Here is a 17902-nt window from a genome sequence, read left to right on the forward strand (position 1 = left end):
ACGGGTTTATTGCGGGCGGGCCAAATGCGTATTAAGGTGCCTGAACTGTGAGCCGTGTCGCACTTTGGCGTTTCCTACACAAAAAACAGCGCAAAGGTCAGCATGTATGGACGTTAGCTTGGAAAGTCTCAAAATAATGGTGATCGACGACAGTAAGACTATTCGTCGCACCGCCGAAACCCTGCTGAAAAAGGCCGGTTGTACGGTTATCACCGCGACGGATGGCTTCGATGCCTTGGCCAAAATCGCCGACTCCCGCCCGGACATCATCTTCGTCGACATCATGATGCCGCGCCTGGATGGCTACCAGACCTGCGCCCTGATTAAAAACAACACCGAATTCAAGTCCACCCCGGTGATCATGCTCTCCAGTAAAGATGGCCTGTTTGATAAGGCCAAAGGCCGGATTGTGGGGTCGGATCAGTATTTGACCAAGCCGTTCAGCAAAAGCGAGTTGCTGGGGGCCATTGAAGAGCACGTAAAACAGGCTCAGGCGTCCTGATCGGGACCCGTAAAAATTTTAATAATTGCTTGATAGACTGAGACATTTGGGGATCCTATGGCCAGAGTACTTATCATCGACGATTCGCCTACCGAAACTTATAAACTGACCACCATGCTGGAGAAGAGCGGCCACGCCGTACTCACAGCACCCAACGGGGAAGAGGGCGTGGCTCTGGCGAGAAAAGAGCTGCCCGATGTGGTGCTAATGGACATTGTCATGCCGGGCTTGAACGGCTTCCAGGCGACCCGCCAACTGACCAAAGCCCCAGAGACCGCCAATATTCCGGTGATTATCGTTACCACCAAAGACCAGCAGACCGACAGAGTCTGGGGCATGCGCCAAGGTGCGCGCGCTTATCTGGCCAAGCCGATTACAGCCGACGTGCTGATGAATGCCATCAACGAGGTGATCGCCTAACGCATTCGGCGACCTGAGGTGCGGGTCGTGCTGCAGCGCTAACAACGGATTCGGATTATGTCAGAGCAGTCGAGCGCATTCCTGGCCCTGGCCCAGCTGGCCCAAAGCAGTCGCAACGCGGCGCGCGGCCTGCCGGCACAGTTGGACGTCCGCGAGCAGTGGAGCGGCGTCGGCTTTACCTTGCTGGGTAGCCACTTTGTCGCGCCCATGGACGAAGTGGCCGAAATGCTGGAAGTGCCCAGTTTTACCCACTTGCCCGGCGTTCAGCCCTGGGTGCGCGGCGTTGCCAACGTGCGCGGCCGCCTGCTGCCACTGTTTGATATGGCGGCTTTTTGCGGCGGTCGCCTTGTCGGTGGTCGCAAGCGCCGGCGGGTGCTGGTGCTGGAGACTGAGACCCTTTACACCGGCCTGATCGTGGATCAGGTGTTCGGTATGCAGCACTTTCCCGCCGATGAGTTTCAGGGGGAGTCGGGCGATCTGGTTGAGGCCATCCGGCCCTATGTGCGCGGCAGCTATATCGGTGAAGAGCATCAGTGGAATGTGTTTCGCCTGTCGCAACTTGCGCAGGATCAGCGTTTTATAAACGCCGCTAAAAACTGACTGCCAAGGCAGTCGCAATTTAATTGAGAACAAGAGGGATTTTGGTCGCAGGCTCGGCGAGTCGGCCATTTGCCCATCTACCTACAACAAGTTACAAAAGTCGGTCGGGAGTGAGTCAATGAAAACTGAGTCCAGAACTATCGCTGCGACGATTAAGAGCAATCCCGCGATTGTTCTAGCCGGCGTGCTCTTCGTGATCTTTTTGATCGCGGCGGCCGTCGTGTTTACCATCGTCCAACGCAACGCTGACAACGATCAGCGCTACCTGCAACAGACCGCGGAATTGCGGGCCCAGGCATTCCGGCTCACATCGCTCGCGCGCGATGCCACCGCCGGTAACGAAGAGGCGTTTACCGAACTGTCCTCGGTGGTGGATACCATGTCCGCCACTTGGGAAACTCTGCGTACGGCCGACCCCAAAACCCGCACGGTACTGACCGAAGAGTTCGGTGATTACGGTAGTCTCTGGGCTCAGCTAAAAGGCAATGCCGAGACCATTCTTGAAAACCAGGAAAACATCGTCTTCCTGAACCGGGTGGGTAACGAGCTGAACGATAACCTACCCACTCTGCAGTCCCAGCACAATATCATTGTGGAAATTCTGCTAGAGAGTGAGGCCCCCGCCGAGCAAGTGTCCCAAGCGCAAATGCAATCCTGGCGCGCCGAGCGTATCGGTCGAAACGTGGATAAAATGCTCCGCGGTGGTGATGAAGATGCCACCAAGGTTGCTGACCAGTTTAACCGCGACGCCAACATCTATGGTCGTGTACTTAACGCGATGCAGCAGGGCGATGAAATGATTGGCATCTCGCGGGTAACCGACCCCGACGCGCGTGCCAGTCTCGAAGAAATTGCCACTTTGTTTGAAACCGTCAGTGGTTCAGTACAAACCATTTTCGAAGGGGCCCCGGCGCTGTTTGAATCGCGTCTGGCCGAAGAGACCATTCTCGACCTGGCGCCGCAGCTGCTGCAAGCGCTGAGTGATATCACCGACACTATTGCCTCGCTCGAAACCGAGCGCCCAATGAACGATGCCGTATGGCTCGGTTTGGTAGCCGCAGCGGTGCTCTGCGTGGGTGTGATTGGTGTGTTGGTGTTCCTCGGTACTCGTCGCCGCCTGGCTGTGACAGCCGAAACCAACGAGCGCAACCAGACGGCTATTTTGCGACTGCTGGACGAACTGGCCGACCTCGCTGACGGTGACTTGACCACCACCGCCACGGTAACCGAGGACTTCACCGGTGCCATTGCCGACTCTATTAACTACACCATTGACCAGCTGCGGATTCTGGTGGCGCGAATCAACGATACGGCAGTAAATGTATCGGCTGCCGCCCAGGAAACCCAGCAAACCGCTCTGCACCTGGCTGAGGCCTCTGAGCATCAGGCACAGGAAATTGCCGGCGCGTCGGCGGCTGTTAACGAAATGGCCGTGACCATTGATCAGGTATCGGCCAACGCCTCCGAATCGGCGGCGGTAGCGGAACGAGCGGTATCCATCGCCAGCAACGGCGCCAAGGTGGTACAGAACACCATCCACGGTATGGATACGATTCGCGAACAGATTCAGGACACCTCGAAGCGGATTAAGCGACTGGGTGAATCGTCACAGGAAATTGGTGACATCGTATCGCTGATTAACGACATTGCTGACCAGACCAACATCCTCGCCCTTAACGCCGCGATTCAGGCCTCTATGGCCGGTGACGCGGGCCGCGGCTTCGCGGTGGTTGCGGATGAGGTGCAGCGCCTTGCGGAACGCTCGGCCGCTGCCACCAAGCAGATTGAAGCGCTGGTAAAAACCATTCAGAACGATACCAACGAGGCGGTTATCTCGATGGAGCAAACCACCTCTGAAGTGGTGCGCGGAGCGCGCCTGGCGCAAGACGCCGGTGTGGCTCTGGAAGAAATTGAGAACGTATCCACCAGCTTGGCTGAATTGATTCAGAACATCTCCAACGCCGCCCGTCAGCAAGCCTCTTCGGCGGGCCATATCTCCAACACGATGAACGTGATTCAGGAGATCACCACTCAGACGTCTGCCGGTACCAGTGCTACGGCCCAGTCGATTGGTAATCTCGCCGCCATGGCCATGGATCTGCGCGAATCCGTTGCCGGTTTCAAACTGCCTGAAGAGGACAGCGGTGAAACTCCGAGCTATGGGGCTACGCCCGCTATGGGCACATCGATAGCACCGGACTACGACGATGTCGTGGATCTTGAAGAGTCCGACGTGGTTGATCTCAGCGATGAGGTGGAGATTGATATTGATGACGACGATCTGGATGTTACCGCCAACCGGCAGACGGTGTAACTGACGGCCGCAGGGCGTCGGGCAGACTGATCTATGGGCTGGTCTTTGCGGACAATTGCCGATCTCAGCGACAGCGAGTTTGGCCAGTGGAGCAAGCTGTTGGAGGAGCGGGCCGGTATCCAGCTCACCTCTATGCAGAAGTCACTGCTGCAATCGCAACTGTCTATTCGCATGCGCGAATTGGGGTACGACAGTTATAGCGATTATTACTCGCTCGTCACCGACGGTTTGCAGGGGCGCCTTGAGTGGTCCATTCTTATCGACCGGGTAGCGGTTAAAGAAACCAGTTTTTTCCGTCATCGCGCCTCTTTCGAGTACGTTCGCCGCTACCTGCAAGACAAAATCAATAATCGCCAATTGACCGACAGCTTCGATCTGTGGAGCGTAGGCTGCTCAACCGGGGAGGAATCCTACTCTCTGGCGATGGTTGTCAACGACTGTTTTGAGTTGGCGCAGCTCGACCCCTACTACGGCATTACCGCACTGGATATCAGTTCAACGGCACTGGCAAAAGCTCGCTTGGGCCGCTATTTGCCACGCGCTATTGAACAGATGACCGCCGAAGAAGCCAAACGTTATTGCACTGTGTGCAACGACGGCAGCTACGAAATTGTGCGCAAATTGCGCGACAGAGTCTGCTTCACGCACGGTAATGTGTTGCAAATACGCGACATGCCGGAAGTTCAAATGGACGTGATTTTCTGCCAGAACCTGCTGGTGTATTTTCGCCGCTGGCTGCGCCGCGATATTCTCAATTCGTTGGTAGAGCGCCTCAAGCCCGGCGGCATCCTGATTATCGGCCTCGGTGAGGTGGTGGATTGGGAACACCCCAAAGTGACGCGGGTGAATAACGAGACGATCCAGGCCTATATCCGGCACGAGCAAAAAAAACAATGAGGAAGGCGCTAGATGGCTGACAATCGCAACTTTGCGGCTCTCGACTGGGTTATTCATGAAATAGCCGAGACGCTCAAGCAAGCCAGACAATCGCTGGAGTCCTATGTACAGGACACCAACGACAAGGCCCGGCTGCGGTTTTGTCTGACGCATATCCATCAGGTGCGAGGTAGCTTGCACATGGTGGAGTTCCATGGCGCTGCCATGCTGGCCGAGGAAATGGAACAGCTCACCCAGGCTATGATCAACGACAGTATTGCCAACCCCGGAGAGGGGGCGGAAGTGCTGATGCGGGCCATTTTGCAGTTCCCTGTCTACCTTGATCAAGTCAAGTCCACCCGCCGGGATAATCCGCTGGTGGTCCTGCCGCTGCTTAATGATTTGCGCACTGTGCGCGGAGAATCCCTGCTTTCGGACACCAACCTGTTTATGCCGGATTTGGCGCCGGCGAGAGTGGTCACTGGCGAGCGCATTGAGCTATTGCAAGACGATGCCCAGTTCAAGGCAACGGTGCAAAAGCTGCGGCAAATGTATCAGTACGCGGCGGCGGGTTTTATTAAATCGGTGAACGCCGATGAAAACCTCTCATACCTGCAAAAAGTATTTCAGCGGTTGTACCGCCTGACGTCGGGAACGGCGCGTCAAAGTGTCTGGAAAATTGCCGTTGCTCTCGCCGAGGCTTTGGAAATGGATGCGGTGGAGTCCAGCGTCTCGGTGAAAAATCTGCTGCGCCGTCTCGACCGCGAAATCAAGGTGTTGGCGGTTCACGGCACCAAGGCACTGAATGCCCATACCGACGAAGAGTTGCTGAAAAATTTGCTCTATTATGTGGCGCGCTCTGGCAAGCACGCCCCGGGCTTTCACAGCGGCTCGTTTTTAAAGCAAGTCTACGATCAGTACAGTCTTGAGTCCGCGCTGCTTGAAGGAAAAGAAAGCGGTGATAGCGACAACAATATGCTGGCCTCTCCCGACCCCGAGGCGATGCGCTCAGTGGTCACCGCCCTGAAAGGCGAGCTCGAGGGCGTGAAGCACGCGCTGGATCTGTGTCTTTCCGGAGCTGATGCCCGCCAACCCCTGACCGAGGCGGTCGGCATTATCAAGCGTGTCGCCGATACCATGGCGGTGTTGGGAATTGGTGAATTGCGCCGCGCGGTGCTCGACCAGGGCGCTGCTCTGGAGATGGCAGCGGGCTCCGACACGGCACTGTCGAGCGATCAGCTTATGTCGGTGGCCAGCCGCATCATCGACATTGAGGGCGAGCTTGATGTCCTCGCCGCCAATGCGGGAAAGAGCCCGGGAAAAACCGTCAAAGATCAGGCCGGGATTACCCTGTCCGATGCCAAAGCGTCGGTCATGCGCGAATCGCGCAATGGTCTTGAGCATGCAAAGGATGCGATTGTCGAATACATCGCATCGCAGTGGAATCGCGAGCACTTAGCTAATGTGCCTCAAATGCTGCGAGACATTCGCGGCAGTTTGGAAATGGTGCCCTTGCCGCGGCCTGCACGTATTCTCGGAGCCTGTGCCCGCTACATTGAAGAGCAGTTGCAGCAAAACGAGTTGACCCCGGAATGGTCCACGCTCGACACCTTGGCCGATGCCATTACCAGTGTTGAGTATTACCTGGAGCGTTTGGGCGGTGAAAGCAGCGAAGAGGAAAATGATTTGCTGCTGATGGTGGCCGAAGAAAGCGTGGCCGATTTGGGCTATGCGGTGACCAAGTTTTCCGGCAATCAATCCGCTCAACAAAAGCCGCCGCAGGGGGCTGCGTCTGAACAGGCGGACGAGATTGAGGCGGCGGAGAGCGCTGAAGCCCCAGTCGCGCAGGAGCCTTCTTCCGATGACTACGCCGATCAACTTCAGGATGCCTACGCGGCTGCGTTAAGCGAAGCGGCTGAAGGCGAGGCCGTGGAAGAGCTGCCGGTTGATGAAGAAATCGCTCTTGAGCCGGTGGCAGACACCGCTGATGATACCCCCGCTGCTGAGGCCCCAGAACTTGCGGTAGACGAGGATGATGACGACGGGGTCGATGATGAAATTCTCGAAATTTTCATCGAAGAAGCCGGCGAAGTGACGGAAACGATTAATGAGTATTTTCCGCGCTGGGCGCAGAATTTTGAAGACGCCGAGTCCTTGACCGAATTTCGGCGTGCTTTCCATACACTCAAGGGCAGTGGCCGCATGGTCGGTGCCGGCGACATCGGTGAGCTGGCCTGGTCAGTGGAGAACATGCTTAACCGGGTAATTGATGGCACCATCGTGCCTGAGCGTGCCCATATTACCTTTATTGAAAATGTTCGGCTGTTGCTGCCGGGCATGATCGAGGCTTTTGCCCGCAAGCAGCCCACTCCCGAGCCCGAGCTGGTTTCCCGGATGCGCGAGCAGGGTGAGCAGCTGGCGCGCGGGGAAACACCTTACGACCTCACGCCATTGACCGGCCTGGCTGCAGAGGGCGCTGCGCCCGAGTCGAATACAGACGAAACAGAAACCTTACCAACGGCTTCGGTGGATGAGTACCTTCCGTCGGAGGGGCTGCTCGTTGATGAAGAAGATGACGACAGTCAATTGTGGGATATCTTTGGCAGCGAAGCTCTGGCGCATCTGCAAATTGTCGAAGACTACATTGAACGTATGGAGCAGTCGCGCCCGCTGTTTGAGCCGCCCAGCGACGACATGCAAAGAGCGCTGCACACACTCAAGGGTAGCGCTCACATGGCGGAAGTCACGCCTATTGCCGAGCTCGCGACGCCGCTGGAAAAGTTCGTCAAAGAGTTGCGCAGTTACCAAATCAATATTAACGACGATATCCTGCAGCTGCTGCGCGATGGTGTGAACTACACTCAGAGCGCTCTGGAAGACATCAGCCTCGGTCGGGAGTTGGAAATTCCGCGCTTGGGTCAGTATTTGGCGCGCGTGGCTGAGCTTCGGGAAATTTATGTGGCGCCTCTGGCCCAACTGCAAGAAGCGGATATCCATGGCAAGCACCCGGTAGATCCCGAGCTGCTGGAAATTTTTATGGCAGAGGAGATGAACCTGCTCCTCGATGCCGATCAGCTGATCGATTCCTGGAAGCAAGACCCGGCGCAAATGGATCAGCTGTTGCCGGTTGTGGAAGAGCTGAAAAATCTCACCCGCGGCGCGGCCCACGCCAATCTTCCGCCCATGGCGAGCCTCGGGGACAAACTCCACCAAGTTTATCAACGCATACTGCGCGGCGAGCTCTCTTGCAGCGAAGCGCTGTGCGATGATTTGGTACGCATTCACACAGCGCTTCTGGATATGGTGGACGCCATTGCCGCGGGGCAGAATCTGCAGCCCATTCCGCCGGAAATAGACGCGGCCTTGGCGCAGTGGCTTGACGGCGCCGATATGAGCCGTAGCCTGTTAGCCGAAGCCGAAGCCGAAGCCGAAGCCGAAGCCGAAGCCGAAGCCGAAGCCGAAGCCGAAGCCGAAGCCGAAGCCGAAGCCGAAGCCGAAGCCGAAGCCGAAGCCGAAGCCGAAGCCGAATTTGAGGGTGAGCCGGGCGCTGAAGACTCAGAGCTGGCAAGCGAAGAGATAGTCTACGATCCGCTGCCGGCTGATAGCTCACCGGAGACCGCCGAACCACAAGAGCCTGAAGCAGAACTCGCCGATACCCAGGATGATGGGAAAAGCCTTCCCGACACCGATGACTTCGCCGCCGATGTCGAAGTGGAAGACGAGCTCGATGAAGAGATCATGGAAATCTTCATGGAGGAGGCCGACGAGCTCAACGAAGAGATCGAGCGTGCCCTGCACGACTGGCAGGAAGATTGGTCCAATACGGACTGCGTTGAAGAGCTCAAGCGCTGTCTGCACACGCTTAAAGGTGGTGCCCGCCTGGCGGGGCTGACCGAGCTCGGCGACTTGACCCACGAATTTGAAACCAAGCTGATCGAGATGAACATTGAGCAAATTGATCAGCCCACCTTTACCGAGTTGATGCGCTATCAGGACCGCATCCACCACGGCGTCATGGTGGTGCGGGCTAAACTCAGTGGTCAGCCTCTGCCTTCAGCGCCCACAGCCCCTTCGGCGCCTGCTGCTACGACCGAGCAGACACAACCGGCCGACAGCGAAGGCGCTGGGCAGCAAGGCAAGGCACAAGCACAAGCACAAGACTCCGCGCCCAAGGGCTCCCCCGCAAGTGCTGATCCGGGCAATATTCTGCCGTTTGCACCTAAAGCCAAACCTCAACCGGCCTTTGGTGGCGGACAGTCCCAACCCGGCGGCGGTGGTGGTCAGGTGGCCTCAACGGCCGCACAGGCGCTGCATCTGGCGGCTAAACGCAGCGGCCCGCAAGAGGTGGTAAAAGTCTCCGCCGAACTGCTTGAAGAGCTGGTTAACCTCGCCGGCGAAACCTCCATCGCGCGCTCGCGAATTGAGGAGCAGGTGGGTGATGTGGGCATGGCGCTCGATGAGATGGACTCCACCATTGAGCGCTTGCAGGAGCAGCTGCGCCGGCTTGATATTGAAACCGAGGCCCAGATTTTGTTCCGCCAGGAGCAAATGGCTCAACACGAAGACTTTGACCCGCTGGAGATGGACCGCTATTCGGCCCTGCAGCAGCTCTCGCGCTCGCTGGTGGAGTCGGCTTCGGATTTGCTGGATTTGCGACTCACCCTCGCGGATAAAAACCGCGATACAGAAACCCTGCTCTTGCAACAGTCGCGTATCAATACCGATTTGCAGGAGGGGCTTATGCGTTCGCGCATGGTGCCCTTCTCGCGCCTGGTGCCACGCTTGCGCCGTATTGTCCGCCAAGCCGCGACTGAGCTCGACAAAGACGTTAGCTTCGAGCTCGACAACGTGGAAGGTGAACTGGATCGCTCGGTGCTTGAGCGGATGATTGCGCCGCTCGAGCATATGCTTAGGAACGCCGTCGACCACGGCATTGAATCCAAAGACGATCGCCGGGCCGCCGGCAAATCCGAGACAGGCACAATTTCCCTAAGCCTCGCGCGCGAGGGGGGCGATGTGGTGCTGCGCCTGCTGGACGACGGTCGCGGTATCAACCTTGAAAAAGTGCGGGCCAAAGCCTTGGAGCGCGGGCTGATGAGTGCAGACGCCCAGTTGTCCGACCAAGACGTCATGCAATTTATCTTGCACGCCGGGTTCAGTACGGCCGATAAAGTGACCCAGATTTCAGGCCGCGGAGTGGGCATGGATGTGGTGCACTCGGAGATCAAGCAGCTCGGCGGCGCTATGTTTATCGCCTCGCGCTGGGGCGAGGGCACCGAGTTTACCGTGCGCCTGCCGTTTACCGTATCGGTTAACCGGGCCTTGATGGTGGAGATTGGCGACGACCACTATGCCATCCCACTCAACACCATCGAAGGTATTGTCCGCGTCAGCCCCTTTGAGCTTGAGCATTACTATCAGGATGAAAACGCCCGTTTTGAGTACGCCGGTGAAAAGTACTTGGTGCGCTACCTTGGCTCCCTGCTCGACAGCGACGCCTTGCCAAAACTGGATGGACAGTCACTGCCATTGCCAGTGGTTCTGGTGCGCAGTGCGGAAAATACCGTGGCCCTTCAAGTGGATAAGCTGATGGGCAGCCGCGAGATCGTGGTGAAAACCCTCGGTGTGCAGTTCAGCACGGTGCGCGGTGTGTCCGGTGCGACCGTGATGGGGGATGGTTCGGTGGTTGTGATTCTCGATCTGCACGCGCTGATTCGTGAGCAACTGGCGCTCGGCTTGGCAGAAGCTACCTTGCTTGAGCCGCTGGCGCAGGCGGCGCAGAGGAAAACCGAAGAAGATGAAAAAACCGTTATGGTGGTGGATGACTCGGTGACTGTGCGCAAGGTAACCGGCCGCTTCCTCGAGCGTGAGGGTTACAATGTGATCACCGCCAAAGACGGGGCAGAAGCCATTTTGCTGCTGCAGGATCATATCCCCGATGTCATGTTGCTGGATATTGAGATGCCGCGCATGGACGGCTTTGAGGTGGCAAAGAACATTCGCACCAGCTCGCGTCTAAAAGCGCTGCCAATCATTATGATTACCTCGCGCACGGGTGAGAAACACCGCGAGCGGGCGCTGGCGCTGGGCGTGAACCGCTATATGGGCAAGCCCTATCAGGAAGATGCGCTCTTGCAAAATATTGAACAATTGATTGAAGAGCACGAGGGAAAGTGACGTGGCTGCGCCACTGCGCCTCGGTGTGCTGGTGGACAGTGAAGCCAAGCTGACACTACTGAAAACGGCTGTTAGCCAGGTGGGGCAGAGGATTGACTACTGCGCCCTGGTACCCGGGCCCGACGCATCCGAGACTATGTCGGTGCTGTCACTGGACGAACTGGAGCAGGTGTCCGATTTGGATGCTTGGCTGGTGGACATTACTCATGCCGAAGACGACACCCGCCTGTCGCCCGGTGCGGCCATTTTAAGCGCTCTGCTATCGGCGCCGAGCCCAGTGCTGTTGAGCGACAGCAGTGAGCTTGGCAGCGGTCCGGCCGAACGGATGGCCTGGGTAGCGCGCCTGAAAAGCCGCCTGCAGCGGTTGATTGGTGAGGTCAATCTGCAGAGCCAAAAGGCCGCCAACAGCGTCTGGGTGCTGGCCGCGTCCACGGGAGGCCCGTCAGCTGTCAGCGACTTTTTGAGAGCGCTGGCGCCCGATTTGGGTGTGGGCTTTTTGTATGTGCAGCACATCAATGAGGGCTATTCCCCGGCATTGATGAACATGATCTCCAAAGCGGGCCATTATCCGGCGGGTACCGCCAAGCAGGGCTCGGTGATCGGCGCCAACACGGTGACCATCGTCGACCCGGTCAAGCGGGTGGAAATCCAGGAAAACTCGACCTTGGTGCTTCACGACGAGCCCTGGGGCGGTTGTTATCAGCCGTCGATTGATCAACTGGTGGCGAACCTCGCCCGCACCCATCGTCAACGCAGCGGTCTAATTGTGTTTTCCGGCATGGGTAATGACGGTTCGGCCAGTTGCCGGTTTATCCGGCAGCAGCGTGGCCAGGTTTGGGTACAGGATCCGGATAGCTGTGTGTTGGATTCCATGCCCGCCGCAACCTTGCAGACCGGCTGCGTGGATCGTATCGGCACGCCAGCGGATCTGGCACAATCGCTGGAGATCTTCCTGCGACAATCCAATTTTGATGAGGAGCCGCAAGCTCATGAGAGCTCAGCAACACATTGAGTCCGATCAGTACCGCGAGGTAGCCAGCCTGCTAGTGCCGCTAGCGGAAAAGCAGCTGTTGATGCCAAACGTGACCGTGGCGGAAATTGTGCCTATGGGCCAGATTTCCCCTATTGAGGGCGCGCCCGATTGGCTCTTGGGTGAGTTCACCTGGCGTGAGCTGTCTGTGCCGCTACTGTCGTTTGAGGTGATCAACGGCCACGGTCGGCCGGCACTGACCGGGCGCTGCCGGGTCGCGGTGCTCAATACCACGGGCCTGAGTGATTCGCTGGGCTTTATTGCCCTGCTGACTCAGGGGCTGCCAAGGCTGGCGCGGGTGACTCCGGAGGAAATCGCCGAGCGCCAGGGGGCGAGTTGCGACCCCTACGACGAAATGGTCGTCAGCTGGGCCGGCGAGACAGCCATTATCCCTTCGGTCGCAAGGCTTGAGCAGGCCTACTTGGATTTTTGCGGTTAACGTTAAGGAGAAGTATGAGGTTTCAGGGGTGGTTATTTGCCGGGCTTGTTCTGGTGTTGGCGGGCTGCGGCTCGGAGCGGGACGAGCCATTTGATCCGGGCCCTGGTGCGGGCGAGGAACCCGGCGAGGGTGATCCAGAGCGCATCAGCGTGCGCAAACTGCTCGATGGCGAGCAGACACTGCTGGATATCGACGGCGAGAGGCAATTGCTCGTGTTTCGCGATGAAGACGAATACTGGCTGTTTCTCGACCGCTATACCGATACACTACCGGCCAATGAACCGGATTTTGAGCAGGGCCAGGTGGCGCTGATCGACCTCGGCGAGCGCGAAGACAATAACTGCGAGTACTACCTGAGCCTGGAAACCGTCTACGCCGAAGAAGTGGATGATGACGCCGCCCGGCTGGTGCTTGAGTACGATCCGGTGAGTGTCGATACCGGTGTCAGCTGCCCGGAGGAAGATCCGCAGATCATCCGGCCATACTACTTTTACTACATCGATTCTCGCCGAGAGTTGGTGATCTCTGAGTCGGTGGAGTAAAGTCCTTGCACCAGGCGGGCGGGCGTCCGGCCCCTGTGCGTGTTGATACTCACTGCGCCCGCTGGATCGCAAAGTAACCTAGCACCTGAGCCTTTAGAAGTCCCCCCAGAGATACTGTACAAGGCTAAGGGCGACGGTGGGCGCGGTTTCTGTGCGCAGTACCCGTGGGCCGAGGGTCAAAGGGGCAAAATCTTCCCGGCGCGCGATCTCGATTTCGGTCTCACTTAGTCCACCCTCGGGCCCTATCAGCAAGGACAAACTGGCCGGTGCCGAACCCGCGGCCAGTTTCTGGCTATCGCGGTGATGCAGAACAAACTTGCGCTCGCCAACAGCCCTGGGCAGATAGGCCTCTAAGGCAGTTACCTCGGTAATTTCGGGCAGGCGATTACGTTGGCATTGCTCGCAGGCGCTGATACAAATTTGCTGCCAGTGATCGATTTTTTTCTGCAGCCGCTCGCCCTTGAGCTTAACCTCGGTGCGCTCGGTGAGCAGCGGCACAATTCGGCTCACACCCAGCTCTGTGGCTTTTTGCAGCACATAATCCCAGCGCTCGCCGCGCGACAGGCCAATCGCCAGCTCGATGGTCAACTCGGGTAAGCGGTCGAAGCTGCTGTACTCGTCCAGTTGAACCTCGACCGACTTTTTATCCATCGACACCAGAGACCCCGAAAACTCGCCGCCCTCGCCGTTAAACACAATAACGGGCCTGCCCGGGGAGAGCCGCAGCACGCGGCTGAGGTAATGGGCCGGCGCATCGCGCAGCTCAATGGTCTGGCCTGTGGCGAGCGGTTGGGGTGTGTAGAGGCGGGGTATTCGCATAAGCTTGGCTGTAACCACGGGTTGAATCGGAGTAAGATCATAGCAAAAGTGACCCAGCGTCGTCGGCAGGACGTATCGGACAAATTTGAGGAGATACCTAATGAACAGAGTAAAAGTCATGATACTGGGGGCGTTGAGCTGCGCCGCCGCGATCAGCCCTTCGGTATGGGCGGCGGAATGTCCGGCGTATTTGCAGGGCGAATACCGCAAGCTGCACGCCTCTGAATCCGCCAATCTCTGCGAGCTGCTGAACGGTAAATCCGCGCTGGTAATAAACACGGCGAGCCACTGCGGTTTCACGCCGCAATTTGAGGCGCTGGAGGCAGTGCACCAACAATACAAAGACAAAGGCCTGGTGGTTGTGGGTTTTGCCAGCGACGCCTTTAAGCAGGCGGCCAAATCAGAAGAAGAGGCTGCCACCATTTGCTACACCAACTATGGCGTGACCTTTACTATGCTGGCACCTACCGAAGTCACTGGCGACAACGCCAATGCGCTCTTTCGGTGGCTGGCGGACGAGACCGAGGAGCCCGGCTGGAATTTCAACAAATACGTGATTAATGGCAAAACTGGTGAGGTGACCCACTTTGGCAGCAGCGCCAAACCCGACAGTGATAAGGTGGTCCAGGCAATAGAGGCGGCGCTTTAGGCGCCGTCTACTCCTGCTCGACCGTCACGCTCAGCTCGCCGTCCATGTCTTCGGTGATGATCACGTCCATAGGCTGGCAGCAGACGTGGCAGTCCTCGGTATAGCGCTGAGCCCCGACTGACTCATCAATCAATAAAGTCAGCCGGGCATCGCAGAAAGGGCAGTGAATGCTTTTCTCTGCCAGAGGCTCCATCAGAAGCGATAGTCAAGAGACGTGGTAATGGTGGTAAAGCGGTATTCGTTTACATCCACCAGATTGCGGTATTCGAAGTTCAGGTTCAAACGAGGCCGAATAATAAACCCTGCCCCCAGACCCCAGGAAAAATCGTCTTCGGAGAGAGTAGCGCTGGTGCCGGCGCCTTTCATGGTGAATTCCACGTCGGCGTAGCCGAGTAGGGCATAGAAACGGCCGGTCTGGTTGACCGCTTCAGCGCGGTAGTAAATGGCGGTGTAGTTGTCGATGTCCATCAGCACTTCTTCGCCGGCTGCAGTCACCAAATCTTCCAACGGTTGTTCCAGATACAGCTTCTCATCACCCAGGCCCGTGCCATAGCGAATTTCACCGCCAAGCCAGGGGTTGAACTTATAGCCGCCAAAAACTTCGCCCATCCAAAGGTTGGCTTTGTCGAAAGAGGGGCTGTCATCCACGTTAATGGCAGAGGCGCCAACGCCGGCAAAGAAGCCGCGGTTGTTGTCGGCCTGAACGCCGCTAGCCGCTAGGGCCAGCGGCAATACCAGTAGGGGAAAAAGCTTGGTCCGTTTCATAGTCGGTAATCAGCCTTGTTGAGGGTTAGAAAATCCAGGCTATCATTAGCCAGATCACAAGAAAAAAGGAGAAAAAGCCTCCGAGTACAAACTGGATTTCGCCGATTAGCCCGTCGCCTGAGGTGATGGCAAACACCACCAGTAGAGCAACCGTGACGAAAAACGCAATCACAGCGGCATCTTTCAGGCCCAGGCCTTCGCTGAAGACGCCGTCCGTCATTTCGCCCAGCAGTGGCAGCATAAACACTGTCGCAGCGATGGCCAGCACCAGAACGACAACAATGGCGATAAGCGTGCTGCGCGCCTGGCGCTTGTCCTGATCGTCGCTACCCATAGTGATTAATCGTTAGCCTTGATGATGTCGCGCACGGTATTGGGATCGGGCAGCCCCTTGGCGACGATTTCCGGGCTGTCGCCAGCGGTATAAAGCTCCACTGTGCCTGTGCCGAAGACCCGGTTCCAGAAGGACTGTTTGACCTTCACCGTGCGGATACTCTTGATCGTCAGTTCCGAGCGCTCTTTGCTCAGTAACCCCTGTTCAAAGAGCACGTCGGAGTCGGTGATAATCAGCTTGGAGGATTTGTTTTTCAGGTGCCACACCAAAAAGATAATAATCCCGACGCCAAAGGGGACGAGGATCAGTGCCGCAATAAACCCGAGGGGATTGTTTTTAAACATCACCGGGTTGGCTGAATAGAGTTCTTTCATTAGCCCCGCCTAGCTGGTCAGTTTGAGTCCAATAATGCCAAGGAGTATAAGGGCAATGCAGCCGAGGCGCAAAGCGCTCAGGTGTTCGCCAAACACCAGGGCCCCCACCACGACAGTGCCCAGCGCGCCTATGCCCGACCACACGCTGTAGGCGGTGCTTAACGGCAGCTGGCGTAGGGCGAGCCCCAGCAGGCTCAGGCTGAGTGCCAGCGCCGCTAGGGTAGCCAGCGAGGGCCAGAGGCGGGTAAAGCCTTCGGCGTACTTGAGGCCAGTGGCCCAAACGATTTCAAACAGGCCGGCGAGAAACAACAGTAACCAGGACATCAGAAAACCTTTGTAGGGCCGTCCCCGGTGTTTCTGCGCCTGAAGGGTCGTCCCGTCAGGGCGTGAATGCGGCAGATGCCGCCTTGGGATGATAATCTAGGGTTGTTAGCGTCAAACTTCAAGCCGTAGCAAGGGAATTATTGAGTTCATGTTGGAAGCCATCTGGATTGCCTGTGCGTTTACTCTGGGATTGTTGGTGCGGGGCCTGGGCCTGCCGCCGCTGGTGGGTTATTTGGCCGCGGGCTTTGCCATCAGTGCCCTGGGTCAGTATGTCCACCTCCCCGAGCACGGCGGTGAGGTGATCGCCCATCTGGCGCATCTCGGGGTGTTGTTGCTGCTGTTTACCGTTGGGCTCAAGCTTAGGGTGCGCAACCTGGTGCAGCCCGAGGTGATCGGGGGCGGGCTCCTCCATTTCGCCTTGTCTGTGACTCTGCTGAGCCCGGGGGTTTATCTGCTGCTCGATGTGACAGCCTACGAGGCGCTGTTGTTGGGCATTGCTCTGTCGTTTTCCAGTACGGTGCTGGCGGCCAAAGTGCTCGACTCCAAACGCGAGCTACGGGCTTTCCACGGCCGGGTGGCCATTGGGATTCTGGTGATACAGGATCTTCTCGCCCTTTTGGTGATCAGCCTGGCCAGCGGCACCACTCCCTCACCCTGGGCGCTTTTGGTGTTGGGTTTGCCGCTGTTGCGGCCGCTGTTGTTCCGTTTGTTGGATGTCTGCGGTCACGACGAGTTGATGGTGCTGCTGGGGTTGTTGTTAGCGCTCGTGGTCGGCGGACTCGGCTTCGAGGCTCTGGGACTCAGCTCAGAACTTGGAGCCCTGGCGTTTGGTGTGTTGTTGGCCAAGCACAAGCGGGCCACGGAACTATCGAACTCTCTTTGGAGTATCAAAGAGGTGTTTTTGGTGGGCTTTTTTCTGCAGATTGGCATGAGCGGGCTGCCCGGTATGGACGCGCTGATTCTCGCCGCTGCCGCCAGCATCGTCCTGCCGCTCAAAGGGGCGCTGTTCTTCTTACTGCTGGTGCTCTTTAAACTGCGTGCTCGCAGCGCTTTTCTCTCCTCGCTGGCTCTGACCAATTACAGTGAGTTTGGTCTGATTGTCGCGGCCATTGTCTTGCCACAGTGGCTGGTACCGCTGGCGCTGACAGTGGCGATTTCGTTTGTGATCTCGGCGCCGCTCAACCGCATTGCCCACCCCTTCTACGAAAAACTCTCCGGGCGCCTGATGCGCTTTGAGCGCAATATCCATCACCCCGACCAGCAACCGATTTCACTCGGCGGTGCCCAAGTGCTGATTTTTGGGATGGGCCGTACCGGCACCGCAGCTTACGACCAGCTCAAAGACCGGGTACCCGGGCTGATTGCTCTGGATTCGGACCCGGGCAAGGTCGACCGCCACCGGCGCGAGGGGCGCAATGTGCTCTTTGCCGATGCCGAAGACCAGGTGTTCTGGCAGGGGCTCAAAATGGACAGCATCCGCGCTGTGATCCTCAGTATGAGCGACATTGAGGCCAAGATGATTGCCGTTCGTCAACTGCGCCAACGCGGCTTTGACGGGTTTATCGCCTCGCACACGCTGTTTCAGGACGAGGCTGACAAGATCAATGCGGCCGGTGCCAATGAAACTTACCTGACCATGTCCGAGGCCGGTGTCGGCCTTGCCGAACACGTGCAAGAGCGGATGCTTAAGCACGGCGCTGGCGTGGTGACAGAGGCGGGCTAAGTTCGCGGCGAGGC

The 17902-nt window shown here is 57.6% G+C and carries 17 protein-coding genes; 11 read left to right on the forward strand and 6 right to left on the reverse strand.

The window, feature by feature from the left end; genetic code table 11:
* Positions 1-106: 106 nt before the first annotated feature.
* The 9 genes from pilG (at position 107) to QWI16_RS13480 (ending at position 12900) form a co-directional block, all read left to right on the forward strand.
* Positions 107-502 carry a twitching motility response regulator PilG gene (gene pilG, locus QWI16_RS13440; protein WP_302713928.1) on the forward strand — a complete coding sequence of 132 codons (396 nt, stop codon included), beginning with the start codon at positions 107-109 and terminating at the stop codon, positions 500-502.
* Between the two features lie 57 nt (positions 503-559).
* A complete protein-coding gene (pilH, locus tag QWI16_RS13445) occupies positions 560-922 on the forward strand; it encodes a twitching motility response regulator PilH (RefSeq protein ID WP_302713929.1) in 363 nt (120 codons plus the stop codon).
* Between the two features lie 57 nt (positions 923-979).
* Positions 980-1522: a chemotaxis protein CheW gene (locus QWI16_RS13450; RefSeq protein WP_302713931.1), complete on the forward strand. Its 543-nt coding sequence runs from the start codon at positions 980-982 to the stop codon at positions 1520-1522.
* A 118-nt stretch (positions 1523-1640) separates the two neighbouring features.
* A complete protein-coding gene (locus QWI16_RS13455) occupies positions 1641-3836 on the forward strand; it encodes a methyl-accepting chemotaxis protein (protein WP_302713932.1) in 2196 nt (731 codons plus the stop codon).
* 33 nt (positions 3837-3869) lie between these two features.
* Complete coding sequence (locus tag QWI16_RS13460) at positions 3870-4733, forward strand: CheR family methyltransferase (RefSeq protein WP_302713933.1); 864 nt, start codon at positions 3870-3872, stop codon at positions 4731-4733.
* A 12-nt stretch (positions 4734-4745) separates the two neighbouring features.
* Positions 4746-10889, forward strand: a complete 6144-nt coding sequence (locus QWI16_RS13465; RefSeq protein WP_302713935.1) for a hybrid sensor histidine kinase/response regulator — start codon at positions 4746-4748, stop codon at positions 10887-10889.
* A gap of 1 nt (position 10890) precedes the next feature.
* Positions 10891-11901 carry a chemotaxis protein CheB gene (locus QWI16_RS13470; RefSeq protein WP_302713937.1) on the forward strand — a complete coding sequence of 337 codons (1011 nt, stop codon included), beginning with the start codon at positions 10891-10893 and terminating at the stop codon, positions 11899-11901.
* On the forward strand, positions 11879-12358 hold the full coding sequence (locus QWI16_RS13475; protein ID WP_302713938.1) for a chemotaxis protein CheW: 480 nt from the start codon (positions 11879-11881) through the stop codon (positions 12356-12358). Before QWI16_RS13470 ends, QWI16_RS13475 begins: the two co-directional genes overlap by 23 nt.
* Positions 12359-12372: 14 nt before the next feature.
* Positions 12373-12900, forward strand: coding sequence for a hypothetical protein (locus QWI16_RS13480; protein WP_302713939.1), 528 nt, complete (start codon positions 12373-12375; stop codon positions 12898-12900).
* A 93-nt stretch (positions 12901-12993) separates the two neighbouring features.
* Here QWI16_RS13480 and QWI16_RS13485 read toward each other — a convergent pair whose 3' ends face one another.
* Complete coding sequence (locus QWI16_RS13485; protein WP_302713941.1) at positions 12994-13719, reverse strand: 16S rRNA (uracil(1498)-N(3))-methyltransferase; 726 nt, start codon at positions 13717-13719, stop codon at positions 12994-12996.
* Between the two features lie 100 nt (positions 13720-13819).
* On the opposite strand from QWI16_RS13485, the gene QWI16_RS13490 reads away from it, so the two are divergent.
* Positions 13820-14368, forward strand: coding sequence for a glutathione peroxidase (locus QWI16_RS13490; protein ID WP_302713943.1), 549 nt, complete (start codon positions 13820-13822; stop codon positions 14366-14368).
* A gap of 7 nt (positions 14369-14375) precedes the next feature.
* Here the strand turns inward: QWI16_RS13490 and QWI16_RS13495 are convergent, their stop codons facing one another.
* The 5 genes from QWI16_RS13495 to sugE are packed head-to-tail and all read right to left on the reverse strand — an operon-like array spanning position 14376 to position 16165.
* The gene (locus QWI16_RS13495) at positions 14376-14561 is read right to left on the reverse strand and encodes a zinc ribbon domain-containing protein (protein WP_302713945.1); all 186 of its coding nucleotides are present in this window, start codon (positions 14559-14561) and stop codon (positions 14376-14378) included.
* The gene (locus QWI16_RS13500) at positions 14561-15133 is read right to left on the reverse strand and encodes a porin family protein (RefSeq protein ID WP_302713946.1); all 573 of its coding nucleotides are present in this window, start codon (positions 15131-15133) and stop codon (positions 14561-14563) included. The genes QWI16_RS13495 and QWI16_RS13500 overlap by 1 nt, the downstream gene beginning before the upstream one ends.
* A gap of 25 nt (positions 15134-15158) precedes the next feature.
* The gene (locus QWI16_RS13505) at positions 15159-15467 is read right to left on the reverse strand and encodes a hypothetical protein (RefSeq protein ID WP_302713947.1); all 309 of its coding nucleotides are present in this window, start codon (positions 15465-15467) and stop codon (positions 15159-15161) included.
* Positions 15468-15472: 5 nt separating this feature from the next.
* Positions 15473-15841, reverse strand: a complete 369-nt coding sequence (locus QWI16_RS13510) for a PH domain-containing protein (protein WP_302713949.1) — start codon at positions 15839-15841, stop codon at positions 15473-15475.
* Positions 15842-15850: 9 nt separating this feature from the next.
* Positions 15851-16165: a quaternary ammonium compound efflux SMR transporter SugE gene (sugE, locus tag QWI16_RS13515; protein WP_302713951.1), complete on the reverse strand. Its 315-nt coding sequence runs from the start codon at positions 16163-16165 to the stop codon at positions 15851-15853.
* A 148-nt stretch (positions 16166-16313) separates the two neighbouring features.
* On the opposite strand from sugE, the gene QWI16_RS13520 reads away from it, so the two are divergent.
* Positions 16314-17888, forward strand: a complete 1575-nt coding sequence (locus tag QWI16_RS13520; RefSeq protein ID WP_302713954.1) for a cation:proton antiporter domain-containing protein — start codon at positions 16314-16316, stop codon at positions 17886-17888.
* The last annotated feature ends 14 nt before the right edge of the window (positions 17889-17902 follow it).

This window comes from Gilvimarinus algae (assembly GCF_030518215.1).
Taxonomy (GTDB): Bacteria; Pseudomonadota; Gammaproteobacteria; order Pseudomonadales; family Cellvibrionaceae; genus Gilvimarinus; species Gilvimarinus algae.

What these genes read in the sequence shown, in the direction of transcription:
- QWI16_RS13490 (WP_302713943.1), top strand. Translation starts at nt 13,820, where the DNA reads ATGAACAGAGTAAAAGTCATGATACTGGGGGCGTTGAGCTGCGCCGCC.
- QWI16_RS13450 (WP_302713931.1), top strand. Translation starts at nt 980, where the DNA reads ATGTCAGAGCAGTCGAGCGCATTCCTGGCCCTGGCCCAGCTGGCCCAA.
- QWI16_RS13460 (WP_302713933.1), top strand. Translation starts at nt 3,870, where the DNA reads ATGGGCTGGTCTTTGCGGACAATTGCCGATCTCAGCGACAGCGAGTTT.
- QWI16_RS13475 (WP_302713938.1), top strand. Translation starts at nt 11,879, where the DNA reads ATGAGAGCTCAGCAACACATTGAGTCCGATCAGTACCGCGAGGTAGCC.
- QWI16_RS13505 (WP_302713947.1), bottom strand. Translation starts at nt 15,467, where the DNA reads ATGGGTAGCGACGATCAGGACAAGCGCCAGGCGCGCAGCACGCTTATC.
- pilH (WP_302713929.1), top strand. Translation starts at nt 560, where the DNA reads ATGGCCAGAGTACTTATCATCGACGATTCGCCTACCGAAACTTATAAA.
- QWI16_RS13465 (WP_302713935.1), top strand. Translation starts at nt 4,746, where the DNA reads ATGGCTGACAATCGCAACTTTGCGGCTCTCGACTGGGTTATTCATGAA.
- QWI16_RS13500 (WP_302713946.1), bottom strand. Translation starts at nt 15,133, where the DNA reads ATGAAACGGACCAAGCTTTTTCCCCTACTGGTATTGCCGCTGGCCCTA.
- QWI16_RS13480 (WP_302713939.1), top strand. Translation starts at nt 12,373, where the DNA reads ATGAGGTTTCAGGGGTGGTTATTTGCCGGGCTTGTTCTGGTGTTGGCG.
- sugE (WP_302713951.1), bottom strand. Translation starts at nt 16,165, where the DNA reads ATGTCCTGGTTACTGTTGTTTCTCGCCGGCCTGTTTGAAATCGTTTGG.
- QWI16_RS13455 (WP_302713932.1), top strand. Translation starts at nt 1,641, where the DNA reads ATGAAAACTGAGTCCAGAACTATCGCTGCGACGATTAAGAGCAATCCC.
- QWI16_RS13520 (WP_302713954.1), top strand. Translation starts at nt 16,314, where the DNA reads ATGTTGGAAGCCATCTGGATTGCCTGTGCGTTTACTCTGGGATTGTTG.
- QWI16_RS13485 (WP_302713941.1), bottom strand. Translation starts at nt 13,719, where the DNA reads ATGCGAATACCCCGCCTCTACACACCCCAACCGCTCGCCACAGGCCAG.
- QWI16_RS13495 (WP_302713945.1), bottom strand. Translation starts at nt 14,561, where the DNA reads ATGGAGCCTCTGGCAGAGAAAAGCATTCACTGCCCTTTCTGCGATGCC.
- pilG (WP_302713928.1), top strand. Translation starts at nt 107, where the DNA reads ATGGACGTTAGCTTGGAAAGTCTCAAAATAATGGTGATCGACGACAGT.
- QWI16_RS13510 (WP_302713949.1), bottom strand. Translation starts at nt 15,841, where the DNA reads ATGAAAGAACTCTATTCAGCCAACCCGGTGATGTTTAAAAACAATCCC.